Consider the following 14,448-nt stretch of genomic DNA (forward strand, 5'->3'; position numbering starts at 1 on the left):
GTCGCCGGGCCACTGAAGACCTGTGCCATGTTCTCAATCGCGGTCCGTTTCCAGCCGCTGATCATAGTGGGGTGGATGTCATACTTCTTGGCCAGCTCGGCCGTCGTGAGCTCCTCGCGGATGGCCTCCAAAGCAACCTTCGCCTTGAACTCTGTCGAATAGCGTTTTCGTTTGGTCATTTCTGTGCGTTCTTCCTCAGGCGCTACAGCTTAACACTTGGTCCGAAATCCCGCGACCATCTCTCTGTGCAAGCAACGCACCGCCAAACTTGCCATGACACAGAGCGATCTCACTTGCGTCGATCAGCCCATAGACATCCATGTCTGCCATTACGTCAAAGAAGTTCTCAGAAAACCGCCAAGTCAGGTAACGACCATTCGGCGCAATTTCGAGATGGTCGAAGATCCCGGGGATGGCGACCAGCTCGGCAACGGGTTTACGAAGAAAGCGGCTTGATCCGGTTTTGGACGGGAACCCCAACGCGCGAAGTTCAGCGACCAAGACAAAGTGGTCCTGTGATCCTTCGTCGCCCTCGAACATGGGCCAGCCTTCTTCGGTTTGATCTTGCAGGAAGATCAACGCGAGGAAAAGCTTCGCTGTGGCGGCTGAAAACCCGGCCATTTTGATGAGCTCCGCCACATAGGCAGAGATGCGAAATTTGGTGTGAGTGTAGTGCATTTTCATGTTCCTTTCTTGGTAGGCGGAACATGGGAACGTGGCCTTTAGAGCAAAAAGATTCAGATGAAGATTTTCTGCGCATATGTAGATGTGGCCGCCGTCCCTGCGAAAACACCTGCAAAAGTGATGTCGTAAGTCGCCGGCTTCCATGAAAAGACTGCATGCGTGACAATTTTGGTCCGTTAAGCGACTGATTGCGCGAAGAAATCTACACGCAGAAATGTCGAAACATAGAAATCCAGAAATCGGGAAATGACATTGGTTTAGATGTGTTAGAGGGCAAACAGGTTGCCCCGTCTGCCCAAACTCAACACCTGTTTCCAAGTGGCTACCGCTCTAATTTCCTGTGCAAAGGAAGATGCGCAGATCACACCACACGCAAGCGTTTTCGCGTTGCCTGCAAGTCTGACACTTTCGCCTTCTTGCTATCGACAAAGGGGCTTTGGATCATCGAAACGTCGATATCCACGCGCTGCACAATCTCTTGCAAATACGCCAGATCATGGCCGTCACCGCCATAGTGTTTGAGGTTCACTGTCTCCATCTCATGCCCCATGAGAATATGGCGCAATTCACTGTCAGTGCGGGCCTTGATCTGTTCGACATTGAACTGCGTGCGGAAGCTGTGGAAGTCGATGCGCTCGTCGTAAACTCCGTGCGCTTTGCGATAGCGGGTAAAGTCTTTGGTAAAGTTTTCGGACAGCGTTTTCCGTGTCTTGCCGCGCGTCAGATGGGGGAACAGTCGATCCTCTCCTTCGCGCCGCCGCATCGCAACGAAATCAAGGAAACCAAGCGCAATCAGGTTGGGATGAATTGGAATGCGACGAGTTGCGGCCTTCGACTTAAGGCGCTGCCATGGGGCACCTACCTTAATATCAAAGAAATCTATCCCGTTCTCAGAAGCAACATCGTCTGCCCGAAGCTGTAGCGCCTCTTCCTCTCGCATCCCTTGATGCGAAGAAATGAGCGGGGACCAGAACATCGGATCGCCGATGTCGGTAATCGCCCCTTGGAAAACCGGAGTTCGGAACAGCTTCGGCAGTTCATCCCCCCAGATCTTGCGGCTATTGTCTTCTTGCAGGATTTCAAGACGTTGCAGCTCTTGCTTGGACCAGATCACCCCCTTCATGAAGTTTTCCGTCAGATAGCCATGGGCAATCATATAGCGCAGCACGCGCTGCGTATCCTGCATATGGCGGTAAACGGTGTTTACGCGCAGACGCGCGATACTTTCCTGATGTTCAGCGGCTTCGATATTGCCTTGACTTGCACCAGCCTTCTTCAGCTGTGCATGAACACGCGCCTTGTTTTTCTGTTCTTCCAAATCAATCGCGGCAATGATCTCGCGTGTTGAACGCGTTTCCGTAGGTGATTTCCCATGGTTCGTAGGTGCTCTTTGGATAACAGAGAACGCGTCAGTGAAATCGGATTTTTTCAGTTCGGAAACGTCTTTGTCGCCGATCACATCCACAAGTAACCTTGCCGTTGATCGAAGGTTAGCAAATGAGTTGCGCTCATACGATTCACCCTTTGCGGGAACAGCGACTTCATCGACCTCTTTGCCCAGCTTGCCCTCCAAACGGGTCTCGCCATATCTTGCAAATGCTTCCGACAGCTTGATTGACGCCTTTTTCGTTGCCTTCGGGGGCGAAGGTTGGATCGGTTCAGACGCGTTCAGTGGCGCGCTGACAGGCGCAGAAGTGGTTGCGGTCGCAGGCTCTGCAACCATATGAGCAACGGGGGCTGCATGAACCGCAATGGCCGAAGGTTCTGCACGATAGGCAGGCATTGAGGGCGCAGCGTCAGCCTTCATCGCCGCTTCAAAGAAACGGCTGGGTGCAGAGAAAACACCCTGATCGCGCTGTGAACGCTCCACGCTAAGATCCAGCAAAACGCGGGTCGCCTCATAGGCCAGAGCCACCCAATCACTGTTATCTTCCGAAACCTGCACGCCCAGACGCGCCGCCGCAGCGCGGACAGGCTCTTTTGCCGCGTCTCTGTTGCGCAAAAGCAGGGCGTCTCGCAAGGTCGCTTGCAGCGCGTGTTCGCGTTGCAAGGCCTGTTGCGCTTCTTCACGGGTGCGTTCAGGTGCAATGGTGCGTGCATAATCCGATGCTGCGATCTCAAATCGCACCAGCTCGGTCAAAACCCGCTCCATCAAACCTGTTTCCATGTTCGCAACGCCTCTCGAATAGTCGAAGGCGAGGGAGCTGAGCCACGTCAAACGGCGGGCCAGCACCTCGGCCTCACGAACCACATCGGTCTTCAAGGAAAATACGAAAAACCGGTTTGAGGCGTTTTTTGAAAAAAACTCTGGGACACGCCGCCGCCAGTAAAACGACGATGGTCTGCGTTCCAGATGCAGGCATGGTCTTGGTCTTCTCAATGCTCCGACTCCCACATGGGGTTTGTGTAATCGGATGTGACAGAGAATGTGCCCAGAACGACAAAAGCGCCCCAAGGTGGAGCGCTTTGTCGTTTATTTCCAACTCCTTAGGAGGAAGTTGGCTCCGGCGGTAGGGATCGAACCTACGACCAATTGATTAACAGTCAACTGCTCTACCGCTGAGCTACGCCGGAATGTGGGGGCGTGTATAGTAATAGCTTTGACGGCCGTCCAGCGAAAAAAACACTTTTTGGAAAAAAACTTATCCACACCCTTCACCGGTCTTCGTTCGCCCTGCGCTGCCCGTCTTGCGCCCAAGGTCAGAGCATCTCGTTCAAAATTTTCACGCTAACTTTCGTAAGTATGGATGCCTTAACGGAATGCTTAGCATCCGATTCTACAAGGGGGTGAAATGCATGGGAGTATTGTAAATGCCAGCCACCAATTGGTTTGCGAACCGGCCCGTCAAACAAAAGATACTCATCCCCGGTCTTGCGGGGCTTTTGTTGATGATGGTGACCATCTCTGCCTTCTGGGCCCAGAAACTGTCGGATGCACTGTATTCCGGCTTTGAATCGAAAGTGGAGGTGACGAATTCCTTCGTCTCGGTCCCCCTCGCCACGGCGGCGTGGAACTACGACGGGGAACTTGCGGTCACAACACTCGCCAAACTGGCGGAACAGAAACCCTTTATCTTTGCGAAAGTCGTCAGCGCCGGCGATACACTGGCCGAGACCTCGCGCGATGGCGAAATTTCCGAGGAATGGAATACCATCGCAGCAGAGATGCTGGAAACCGGCGCTATGAAGAAGGATATGGGCGACCGTATCTTCTATCGCACCCCGCTAGAGTTCGAAGGCGAATCCGCCGGTGACCTGATTTGGGCGCTGGACACATCTATTGTCGCCGATGAGATCAACTCGGCCCACATTATGGCCGCCATTCTGGGGGTCGGTTTCTTTGCCGCCTTCACCCTGACCCTCTTCATGATCTCCGGTGCGGTTGCGCGTCCGATGAACGCTGTCGTCAAACACATTGACGCACTGCAAAAGGGCAATACCGAACTGGAAATCCCCGAAGCCAACCGTAAGGATGAAATTGGCGCCCTGGGTCAGGCTCTGGTCGCCTTCCGGGATGCAACTGCGGAAACGCAGCGCATGGAAGACGAAAAGCGCGCAGCGGAAGTTGTTCAAAAACAAGTCGTTGCGGACTTCTCCGATGCTCTGGGCAAACTCTCGGGCGGGGATCTGACCGCACGGATCGAAGCTGAATTCCCTGCGGAATATGAAAAACTGCGCAGTGACTTTAACACGCTAATCGACCGGCTGTTCGAAACTCTTTCGGCCGTTATCGAAGCCTCGGACAGCATCCAGAACGGCTCGACCGAGATCAGCTCGGCGTCGGATGATCTGGCCCGTCGTACCGAAAGTCAGGCCGCCACACTGGAAGAGACCGCCGCCGCACTGGACGAGCTGACCTCTTCCGTGCGTCAGGCTGCCGATGGCGCAAGCAGCGTCGCCCAAACCATGGACGACGCCAAGGCACAGGCCGTCAACAGCGGCGAAATTGTCAACAACGCCGTCTCGGCCATGACCGAGATCGAACAGTCGTCGACTCACATTTCGCAGATCATTGGTGTCATCGACGACATTGCGTTCCAAACCAACCTCTTGGCACTGAACGCCGGTGTTGAGGCGGCGCGTGCCGGTGAAGCAGGCCGTGGTTTCGCGGTTGTTGCAAGCGAAGTTCGCGCTCTGGCGCAGCGCTCCTCGGACGCAGCGATGGAGATCAAAACGCTGATCGGCGACAGCTCCAAACAGGTGGAACGTGGTGTGGATCTGGTGGGTCGCACCGGTGAAGCCCTGCACCAGATTGTCGAAGAGGTCACCCAGATCTCTGGTCTGATTTCCGAAATCGCGCAGGGCGCGAAGGAACAGTCCACGGGCCTTGGAGACATCAACAACGGTATGGTCGAACTGGACCAAGTGACCCAGCAGAACGCTGCAATGGTCGAAGAGGCGACGGCCGCCAGCCACATGCTGAAAGCCAACGCCCAGAACCTTGTGAAGATGGTCACCTACTTCAACCTTGGCGATGGTCGCAGCACCGCAACCGCCTTCCCCGACCCCGCGTCGGCATCTGCACCCGCAGAAGTGACACCCTCTGCACATGGCGACGGTTGGGAACAGGCCGATGACTGGGCAGAACCTGAGGCGACACCTGCGCCGATGGTTGCCAATGGTGACAGCGGCAAGATCTGGCAAGACTTCTAAGCCAGCCCGCCCTTGAAGATACGGAGTGCCCCCGCAGAGAAATCTGCGGGGGTTTCCTTTTGTTTCTATATCTTATCGCTGGAAGTTTATGCGGGTCTGATGAGTGTAAGCGCAGCACTCTAGGTACGAGAGCGTGTCAGGCAGAACACGCGCGAAGACGGTTGTTCTGTTAAGCCACAAAAGGAACCGCAGTCTCACCGCTATTTGGCGTGAAGACCGCTTCATATGGCATCAAGGGGATGGCCACCCTGACCTCAAGCGAGACTCGCGATGTTCTTAGCGCCGACTAGGCCGCGACAAACGGTGCAATCAACCCTTCAGCCTCTTGCCAAACCGCCATCAACTGCGCGCCTTCTGAACCGAAATCTGCCTCTGCTGTTTCAATGTCCAGCAGGCACTGCCGGAGTTGGGCCAGACCAAGAACCGCAGCAGATCCCGCCAGACGATGCGCCTCTTGGCGAAGATCTTCGGTCAAATTCGGGGCGTCTTCCAATGCGTGGGTAAGTTGGACCACTTCCAATTGGAACTCCCCCAAATAATCGCGCGCTTTGGCGACCCCAACCGCTGTCACAAACTGATCAATGTCAGAGGTCCCGCCCAGGTTTGCCTGATCGGGCGGTGTGGTGACCGGCGCGTCAGCGGCTGCACCACACCAGCGGGCTATAAGGCTGGCAAGATCATCCCGCCCCACGGGTTTTGTCAGCACCTCGGCAAAACCTGCCGCAAGAATACGCGCGTGGTCTTCCGCCGCCGCATGCGCCGTCAGGGCAACGATATCCGTTTCATCGGCCAGATGTTCTGCCCTCGCCCGGCGAATAACATCCATCCCATCCACTTCGGGCATGGAAATATCGCTGATGATCAGGTCATAAAGACCGTCCTCGATCATCTGCAACCCCTCCGCGCCCCCCGAAGCAGAGCTCACCTCATGACCAAGCCCCGCAAGCATTTCTTCGAGAAGAAAGCGGTTTATCTCATTGTCTTCAATCACCAAAACATGTTGGGGACGGGTTGATGAGACCTCGACCTGAGGCTGGGTGACCTGAGAGATCGCACACGCAGGCAAGGGGATTGAAAACGAAAATATGCTGCCCTCACCCAATTCGCTGTCACACCGGATCTCTCCCCCCATGTTGGCTACCAACCGCCGGGTGATGGCCAGGCCCAGGCCGGTTCCTTCGGCCTCGCGCCGGTAACTGGGGTCCACCATGGCAAATTCATCAAAGATACGCGTCAGATCCTCTGCAGCGATCCCCTTGCCGGTATCGGCAATGCTGAATTCAACGGTGTCGCCAGCATGGCGCACCACATCGACGGACACAGCCCCGTTTTCGGTGAATTTCAACGCATTACCAATGAGGTTCAACAGAACCTGTTGCAAAGATCGATGCGCCCCGCGCACGCCAAGGTCAGGCCCGAGGCTGCAAAACGCGCTCAACTCGTTTTTGTTCTTGGCCGCGTTGGCCTGCTGGCTGTCGACCAAACCTTGGACAAGCTCTGCAAGATCAAAAACCTGTGGTGCTTCGGGTTCCGCACCGGCTTCAAGCCGGGACAGCTCCAATACGTCATTCACATGATGAAGCAGAAGGTCACCAGAGACCCGCATGGCCTCGAGATAGCGCAACTGATGCGCAGGCAGCCCTTGCCGCTCCAACATATCGAGCGAGCCCAGAATACCATTCAGCGGCGTCCGCATTTCGTGGCTCATCACCGTCAGCAATCGGGCCTTTGCGCGCTCGCCGGCCAAAGCGTCATCGCGCGCTTGACGCAGGTCTTCCTCCGCCCGAAGGCGGGTCGAAATATCGCGAATGTAACTGACCAGAACCGGATTGGCCCCAGAATGACTGATGGACAGGGAAAGCTCTGCCGGGAAACGCATGTCGCCCCGCTGTGCTGTCAGCAGAAAACGCCCCTCCTCGCCACGTTCCTCAAGATCAAGGCGTGACAACCACGAGCCTGCACGATCGCTTTTTAGCGTCGCAATATCGGGCACCAGGGCTTCGATTGATCGGCCAAGCGCATCGCCGCGCAGAACGCCAAAGAGGGTTTCACCGGATTCGCTCATCGCAATAATGCGCCCCTCTCGGTCGGCCATAACAACCGCATCCAGCGACGCTCCCACCATGGTTTCCATCCGCGCCGCGTCCTGCGCAATGCGCGCAGCCAGCTGCTGCCCGCGCCGGTAAAGGCGCATCAGAACAAGCGCCGTGGTGAGCAAAGCGCAGACCAGCGCAATCAGAACCACCGCAAGGTCGGCAAACAGTTTATAAAGGTGGTTGCGTTTTTCGCCCGCAAATTCGGCCTGCAGAACAACACCGCTTAGCGCCATTTCGCGAATGTCCTGGCGGTCGGCTTGGATCAATTCGACCAGCCTGCCCCGCTGCGCCAGCAGCTCTGTATTTGGGCCGTCAATCAGCGCGGCCTGGGCCTGTAGACCGGCATTAAGACGGGACAGGCGTTCTATTGTCTGGCCCCTGCGGATGGCCGCATAGAGATTGCTTTCGCTCACTGTCACAATACGACTGTAGTAGATATCAAAATTGCGCCGCAGCGCGCTCAGGTCCAGTTCGGACACGGTTGTCTGGGCCGAATTCAGATATTTGAGGTGATCCACTTCGATCTGGGACAGGGTCCATTGCAGGTTGTCCGTTTCCGCCGTAGCGAGATCCTGAAGGCTTAACCGGACCTCATGACCCAAACGAATAGACTGGGCCGTCAAGCAAATCATGACGATCCCAGCCGCATAAATCAGCCAGCGATGTAACTCGGGAACCCCGCGTACTGCCACGCTGCCCTACCCCTTCTATGTGTCGCCTATCTTGTCATTGTACTGAAAGCCGGTTCAGCTGCCAGATACTTCGGGAATAGGTTTCTTCGGTGCGGTAGGCGGGATCCGCATCATACGGGTAGATCACCCACAATGGTCCCTTGTCGCGCAACGACATCGTTTGACCGTTGCGTTCATACGCGATGATGGGCGCGCGCCCGTCCGTATCTGTCAGCGGAATTTCAACCGCATAGTCATTGACCGCAGAGGCCGTAACAATACCGGTTTCAACGCCCAACCCGTTCATCAGGGTCTTTAGCGGCACACCGACAAACGCCTGCTCGCCTTCCGTCCAGATGGTCGATGTCGCCACCTCCACTTCGCCCAGCGCCCGCAGTTCAGCGATCGTATACTCATGCACTTCATCCCCGGCGCGCACGCTCAGAATAATACCGCCCGCCGCAGCCAAACTCGGCATCAAAAGTGCACTTACAAAGCCCAGAAGGGTCAGCAGCTGTCTCATCATCAATCTCCGAACGAACTCGATAAGGGTGTTCTGTGCTCAAATGTGCCATGAGTGGCGGCCAAAAGCATGTACACCTGCGCATAGGCTGCTGTACTTTCGTATACGTCGGGTAAACGTCCGCACAGGCGCCTAGCCCGATCCGCGCGAGTCCATCGCAAAAAATTCAACTATCCTGACCTTGTATGTTCCCAAAGAGCTGAGGTGAGAAAGATGACTCAATTTTCGCGGATTGAAGGTGAAAAAGTTGATAGATTGGCAACACTTCCACCTGTAAGCTCGGCAAAAGGGGTAACTTACGGGTTGAACGGCTTTATGCGTATTCTACTAGCAGACGACCATGACATGGTCCGCGAAACGATCTCTGCCTATCTGACATCAGAAGGTGGCGCAGAGGTGACGGCAACCACAGACTTGCCATTGGCGATGCAAGAAATCGAATCTGGTGGCCCCTACGACCTTGTTCTGTTGGATTACAACATGCCAGGCATGAATGGTCTTGAGGGTTTGAAAAAAGCGCTCGAAGCGAACGGCGGCAAAGGCGTTGCGGTTCTGTCCGGCAGCGCCCCGACGCGCACCGCACAGGAAGCGCTGGACAGCGGCGCGATTGGTTTCATTCCCAAAACCATGGGCGCCCAATCGCTGCTGAATGCCGTACGTTTCATGAGCGCGGGTGAGGTTTACGTTCCCGTTGAACTGATGCGTCAAGAGGCCGAAGCCCCCACTCATCCGCTGATTGCCCAGTTGAGCCCGCGTGAAGTCGAGGTACTCAATGGTCTGTGCCGCGGCCTGGCCAACAAAGAAATCGCACGCGAACTGAACCTGCAGGAGGTCACGATCAAACTGCATGTTCGCACCCTTTGCCGTAAGCTGGATGCAAAGAACCGTACCCAGGCTGCCATTGTGGCAAAGGAAGCTGGGATCTTCTGAACTCAGCTCACAAGCCCCCCAACGAAGAGAGGTCCCAGATGGGGCCTTTTTTATTGTCTGAACAAGAGTTGCGACACGGGTTTCTGCTTGAATGATCTCGGATCCTGTCTGGCGCGGAACGTGAGCCTTAGCACAGGAATACCCACAGTGATCTGGCATTGCCGGTGCTGACCTGCACATCACAAACGGATCTTAAAACACTGATAATACGTAAATTCACGCGCATCAAAGCGACCACACCTTATCTGTCGCCCATATATACCGCCGCAGCAGTTTCAAAGGGGCCGCATCGTCACGGAACCCCATCCCGGCGCACCATCTGCTCCCTGGCCGCACACTCAGCCCATTCGGGTCAGCCCCCAATCGCAGACAAAAAATGGCGCCCTGCGGAGTGACCAACAGGGCGCCCAGATATCGGACCGCTCGGGAAAAGGGGTTGGGGGACGTTAAGCGGCTCCGATTGTTTCGGGTGCAGATGTCGAGGCTGGACGGACCAACCGCAATTGGATCAACTGCAGGACAGAGTGACCAGGGTTTTCAACGGCGCGCTGACAGCCTGCCGGAATACGGGTGCTTTGATTTTCCATCAAAAGCTTCATCTGGCCGCCGATATCAACAAGGGCAGACCCCTCAAGCACGATCCATTGCTCGCTTTCCTGTCGCGCGCCGTCCAGTTCCACGCGTGCACCGGGCGCAACGCTTAGACGTTGAAGGGTAAACTGGCCGTTTTGCGCAAGAAGCTCTCGCGCGCCCCAGTCTTGGGTGTCTGACTTGCTGGCGATCGCGCCATTGTTTTGCGGCGCTGCGGAACGATCAAGACCGTCAAACATCGTCAGAACCTGTGCCGCCCGCTGCGGTTTGGGGTCAGAGGTTTGCGACAATTCAGGACGACTGGACTGTTCTTCTGCCAGATCCTCGTCCCAGGCGCTGACCTCTGACAGGGGCGCACCCGTTGGAATGGTCACCAGCTGGGATGTTTTTGCCGCAATCGCCGCCTCAAAAACGACGGGTTTCAAGCGACCATAGGTGCGTTCCGCCAGCAGGATCCCATCCATCACGTTGCAGGCGGACTGCACCGCGGACTTGACCGCCATGAACATTCGGCTGGCGTAGCGTTTGTAAGCCGCCAGCAGCGCGTCAACCCGCGCCAGCACCACACCTGTGGACCACACCACATGGCCGCGCTGAAAAAAACCATCAAGGAAAGACTGCCCGGCAGAGGCCACGCGGTTCACCGATGCCGGGGTGTTCAGACGCGGCGTTTGGCTGATCTCGAGGCTGGCCGTGGCCTGCCCCGAGGCTGCTGTGCGCGCGCTCAGCACTACGAGTTCGCCGCGCTGGGCAGCCGGGATCGCATGGCACAGGGCTTCGTCCAGTACCTCGGGGGTTTTGAAATTTGTTGTGGCAGGCAGGAACAGAACCAGCGCTTCGGGGGTTTTGCGCAGTCGCATCAGCGCCGCCAGCATCGCAGCCGCCGGATTGTGAGCGCCGGGCTCCAGCAGCAGCGCCCCCCGGCGCCCCTCCTGTTTCATCTGCGCCGAAACTGCACTGGAGATCGCAACCGATGTCACAACGGTCGGCGCAGAAAACACATCGCCGGATACCGCCTGCAACAGGGACCGAAATCGGCTCTTGGTGCCGGTTGCCTGCTCCAGGAACATCGGCAGTTCCGCCCGAGATTGGCCGACAGAAGCATCGGCGCCAGCGAGAATAACAGTATGCAGCATGGTTGAACCCCAGATCATCGTTCTTGGCCTTTGTGGACCGTTGCATACAGTTTTACTTAAAATCGCAACTCTTGCCCCCTATCCGGGAGTCGGCTGGTCCAACACAAACGCGCGGCACCTAACCTTTTGGGCTATGGAAACTGTTCCGCTGCGCGGGTCCAAGCGGGGTTTGCGACGTATTCCTTGGCCTCAAATCATTATGAAACCGCCGAACCACGGGCCTTAGGTCAGATTTCTGGCGCTGATTCTGAAATGCGCACAGAACATTGAGGGAACACCCAGTGACTCCGACTGGCGACAGTTCTATACTGCGCCCATGAGCACACCGATTTCGACCATTCGCAATCTGGGCCCCGCCTATGAAGAGGCCTGCGCCCGCGCGGGCATTCACAGCGCCGAAGCCCTGCGCACGCTGGGCGCGGATGCGGCCTATGCCCGCCTGCTACAGACCGGGTCGAAGCCGCATTTCATTGGCTACTATGTGCTGGTGATGGCGCTTCAGGGGCGGCCTTGGAACGACTGCAAAGGCGAAGAAAAGAAAGCGCTGCGCAAACGCTTTGATGCGCTGAAAGCGCAGAACCACGACAAGGGGCTGGGCAAGCTGGAAACCATCCTCGACCAGATCGGTGTGATTGAACGCCGCCCGGCTGATCCTTCGACACACCCCCCAAAAAGAAAAACGCCGCCTCAATCCTCTGAGACGGCGTTTCTGAAATCTTTGCCGAAGTCGGCAACAGGCGATTAGCCCACCAGCTCGATGCCGGAGAAGAAGTATGCGATTTCAACCGCAGCGGTTTCCGGTGCGTCGGAACCGTGAACGGAGTTTTCGCCAACGGATTCTGCGAACTCGGCGCGGATGGTGCCCGCGGCTGCGTCTGCGGGGTTGGTTGCGCCCATGACTTCGCGGTTTTTCGCGATCGCGTCTTCACCTTCCAGAACCTGAACGATCACCGGCTCGGACGCCATGAATTCGCACAGTTCGTCGTAGAAGGGGCGCTCTGCGTGCACTTCGTAGAACTTGCCAGCTTGCGCTTTGGTCATGTGGATGCGCTTTTGCGCAACGATGCGCAGGCCTGCTTCTTCGAACTTGGCGTTGATTTTGCCAGTCAGGTTGCGGCGGGTTGCGTCGGGCTTGATGATCGAGAAGGTGCGTTGCAGTGCCATTGGGACATCTCCTATGGAATTTTTGAATTCGGGTCAGCCGCCCCGGCACAGGGCGCAAAGCGGCGTTCTGGCGCCGCGTAACATGGCAGCCGCGTCATGGGAAGCCCCTGATTAAGCGTGCCCGCGCTTCTGCGGCTATTGAACGCTGGGCAGGGGATCGTGGGCATCGACCCATGCCACATAGAGAGCAGACAAAAGCCCCAGCGCGCTTGATACGATAATAATGCCCAGAACCGCGAAAGGCGCGTTGTCCGGGCTGACCACTGCACCGGTCAGTGTTGTCAGCACGGCGCCCAGCGCCACGACCAGCGCGCCTGACAGCCCCGAAGCACTGCCCGCCAGATGTGGCCGCACCGACATCACCCCGGTCGAGGCATTGGCCACCGTCAGCCCATTGCCAAAGCCCACGCAAACCGCCGCGCCAAAGAACACCGCCACATGCACCACATCCAGTGCAAAGAGCGCAAACCCAATAGAGGGCCCCACCAGCGAAATCACCCGACCAATGATAATCAACCGGATCAGGGACAGACGTTCGGCACACAGGCCGGTGATGAAGTTGCCCCCCATGAACCCCACTGTGATAATCCCAATACCCAGCCCAGTCATCGCCGGGTTGAGATCGAACCACGCCGTCGCCACCAGCGGCACGCCGGTGATATAGGCGTAAAAGCCGCCAATCCCAAAGGCGAGGCAGAAGCTGTAACCCCAGAACCGCCGCGCCCGAAACAGCTCTGGATAGCTGCGCAGCTGCGCGCCCATTGTGGTCGAAGGCTGTTTGTTGGTTTCGCCCAGATCACACCAGAACAGCCACAACAGCCCTGCCCCCAAAAGCGTATAGAGCCAAAACCCAGCCCGCCAGCCAAACAGCATGTCCAGAACACCGCCCAGGCTAGGGCCCAGGATCGGCGCTAGTGCCATGACCATCTGCACATAACCGAGCTTTGAGGCCGCCTCTTTGGTGTCGTACATATCCCGCACCATGGCGCGCGACACCACCTGGCCCGCGACAACCACGCTCTGGATCACGCGAAACGCCAGAAAGACCCAGATGTCCTGCGCCAAAGCACAGCCCAATGACGCCAGCGCGTAGACCGCAAAAGACCACAGCATCACTGGCCGCCGTCCAAAGCGGTCCGACAGCGGACCCAAAAGCAGCTGCATCACCGCAGACACCGCCAGAAACCCCGCAACCGACAGATTCGCTAGCCCATAATCCACGCCAAAATCCTCGGCGATATGGGCAAGCGACGGCAGGAACATATTGATCGACAGCACAGCGATCCCCGTGGCGAGGATCAGCGAGGCAAGCATAGGTGGCTGAGTGGCGGGTTTGAACATTGGCTTTCACCCGTTAGAGAGTATCGGGCCAGTGTTAGCACGCCCCTTCAGACTGTCCAGCAGCGGATTGTTCCCATACATCGTTCTGCCCGCTGGTGCGGTGTCTTTCACCATTGACCAACGCGGTACTTTGCGAAACAGAAGGGCCATGCTCAGGATCAAAGATATCTCGTATTCCGTCGAAGGCCGCCCGCTGATCGACCATGCCTCTGCCACCATCCCCGCCGGCCATAAGGTCGGCATTGTGGGGCGCAATGGCACCGGAAAATCCACCCTCTTCCGCCTGATCCGTGGCGAATTGGTGCTGGAGAGTGGCAGCATTGAACTGCCCAATCAGGCCCGCATCGGCGGTGTCGCGCAGGAAGTGCCGTCGTCCGAGGTCACAATCCTCGACACAGTTCTGGCGGCAGACACAGAACGCGCAAACCTGATGGCCGAGGCCGAGACCGCCAGTGATGCCGCTCGGATTGCCGAAATCCAGACGCGCCTGTCCGATATCGACGCCTGGTCGGCGGAAGCCCGCGCCGCCTCGATCCTGAAGGGTCTGGGGTTTGACGACGAAGAACATTCCCGCCCCTGCTCTGCCTATTCCGGCGGCTGGCGCATGCGTGTGGCACTGGCGGGCGTGCTGTTTGCCCCACCCCATCTGCTTCTTTTTG

11 protein-coding genes, 1 tRNA gene and 1 pseudogene are annotated in these 14,448 nt (G+C 57.1%); 4 read left to right on the forward strand and 9 right to left on the reverse strand.

Annotated features, from left to right (window positions below; translation table 11 throughout):
• The 4 genes from TRM7557_RS01070 to TRM7557_RS01085 form a co-directional block, all read right to left on the reverse strand.
• The coding region (locus TRM7557_RS01070) for a transposase (protein WP_165592393.1) at positions 1-179 on the reverse strand (179 nt) is incomplete at its 3' end.
• A 16-nt stretch (positions 180-195) separates the two neighbouring features.
• Entirely contained in the window at positions 196-678 is a 483-nt protein-coding gene (locus TRM7557_RS01075) for a hypothetical protein (protein ID WP_058288377.1), read from the reverse strand.
• Positions 679-1,045: 367 nt separating this feature from the next.
• A complete protein-coding gene (locus tag TRM7557_RS01080; protein ID WP_328586528.1) occupies positions 1,046-3,079 on the reverse strand; it encodes a DUF6538 domain-containing protein in 2,034 nt (677 codons plus the stop codon).
• A gap of 104 nt (positions 3,080-3,183) precedes the next feature.
• Positions 3,184-3,258, reverse strand: a tRNA-Asn gene (locus TRM7557_RS01085).
• Positions 3,259-3,495: 237 nt separating this feature from the next.
• Between TRM7557_RS01085 and TRM7557_RS01090 the strand changes: the two genes are divergently transcribed.
• Positions 3,496-5,337 (forward strand): methyl-accepting chemotaxis protein, encoded by a 1,842-nt coding sequence (locus TRM7557_RS01090; RefSeq protein ID WP_058288379.1) that lies wholly within the window; start codon positions 3,496-3,498, stop codon positions 5,335-5,337.
• Positions 5,338-5,623: 286 nt separating this feature from the next.
• Here TRM7557_RS01090 and TRM7557_RS01095 read toward each other — a convergent pair whose 3' ends face one another.
• Together TRM7557_RS01095 and TRM7557_RS01100 are read right to left on the reverse strand one after the other, a co-directional pair.
• A complete protein-coding gene (locus TRM7557_RS01095; RefSeq protein WP_110620092.1) occupies positions 5,624-8,125 on the reverse strand; it encodes an ATP-binding protein in 2,502 nt (833 codons plus the stop codon).
• 34 nt (positions 8,126-8,159) lie between these two features.
• A complete protein-coding gene (locus TRM7557_RS01100; RefSeq protein WP_235811369.1) occupies positions 8,160-8,630 on the reverse strand; it encodes a putative pterin-binding protein in 471 nt (156 codons plus the stop codon).
• A gap of 312 nt (positions 8,631-8,942) precedes the next feature.
• Here TRM7557_RS01100 and TRM7557_RS01105 point away from each other — a divergent pair, with 312 nt between their 5' ends.
• Positions 8,943-9,557: a response regulator gene (locus TRM7557_RS01105; protein WP_058288380.1), complete on the forward strand. Its 615-nt coding sequence runs from the start codon at positions 8,943-8,945 to the stop codon at positions 9,555-9,557.
• Between the two features lie 446 nt (positions 9,558-10,003).
• Here TRM7557_RS01105 and TRM7557_RS01110 read toward each other — a convergent pair whose 3' ends face one another.
• Positions 10,004-11,284, reverse strand: a complete 1,281-nt coding sequence (locus TRM7557_RS01110) for a glycosyltransferase family protein (RefSeq protein WP_074941922.1) — start codon at positions 11,282-11,284, stop codon at positions 10,004-10,006.
• 316 nt (positions 11,285-11,600) lie between these two features.
• On the opposite strand from TRM7557_RS01110, the pseudogene TRM7557_RS01115 reads away from it, so the two are divergent.
• Positions 11,601-11,927 (forward strand): annotated as a pseudogene (locus TRM7557_RS01115) (TfoX/Sxy family protein); the annotation flags it as partial.
• A gap of 98 nt (positions 11,928-12,025) precedes the next feature.
• Here the strand turns inward: TRM7557_RS01115 and ndk are convergent.
• The gene (gene ndk / locus TRM7557_RS01120; protein WP_058288382.1) at positions 12,026-12,448 is read right to left on the reverse strand and encodes a nucleoside-diphosphate kinase; all 423 of its coding nucleotides are present in this window, start codon (positions 12,446-12,448) and stop codon (positions 12,026-12,028) included.
• A 135-nt stretch (positions 12,449-12,583) separates the two neighbouring features.
• Positions 12,584-13,789, reverse strand: coding sequence for a multidrug effflux MFS transporter (locus tag TRM7557_RS01125; RefSeq protein ID WP_058288383.1), 1,206 nt, complete (start codon positions 13,787-13,789; stop codon positions 12,584-12,586).
• 148 nt (positions 13,790-13,937) lie between these two features.
• Here TRM7557_RS01125 and TRM7557_RS01130 point away from each other — a divergent pair.
• Positions 13,938-14,448, forward strand: a 511-nt coding sequence (locus TRM7557_RS01130) for an ATP-binding cassette domain-containing protein (RefSeq protein ID WP_131727508.1), incomplete at its 3' end; no start/stop codon positions are given.

The sequence above is a fragment of the Tritonibacter multivorans genome (assembly GCF_001458415.1).
GTDB lineage: Bacteria > Pseudomonadota > Alphaproteobacteria > Rhodobacterales > Rhodobacteraceae > Epibacterium > Epibacterium multivorans.

Coding starts and splice junctions, on each gene's coding strand:
- TRM7557_RS01075 (WP_058288377.1), bottom strand. CDS start 678: ATGCACTACACTCACACCAAATTTCGCATCTCTGCCTATGTGGCGGAG.
- TRM7557_RS01090 (WP_058288379.1), top strand. CDS start 3,496: ATGCCAGCCACCAATTGGTTTGCGAACCGGCCCGTCAAACAAAAGATA.
- TRM7557_RS01100 (WP_235811369.1), bottom strand. CDS start 8,630: ATGATGAGACAGCTGCTGACCCTTCTGGGCTTTGTAAGTGCACTTTTG.
- TRM7557_RS01105 (WP_058288380.1), top strand. CDS start 8,943: ATGCGTATTCTACTAGCAGACGACCATGACATGGTCCGCGAAACGATC.
- TRM7557_RS01110 (WP_074941922.1), bottom strand. CDS start 11,284: ATGCTGCATACTGTTATTCTCGCTGGCGCCGATGCTTCTGTCGGCCAA.
- ndk (WP_058288382.1), bottom strand. CDS start 12,448: ATGGCACTGCAACGCACCTTCTCGATCATCAAGCCCGACGCAACCCGC.
- TRM7557_RS01125 (WP_058288383.1), bottom strand. CDS start 13,789: ATGTTCAAACCCGCCACTCAGCCACCTATGCTTGCCTCGCTGATCCTC.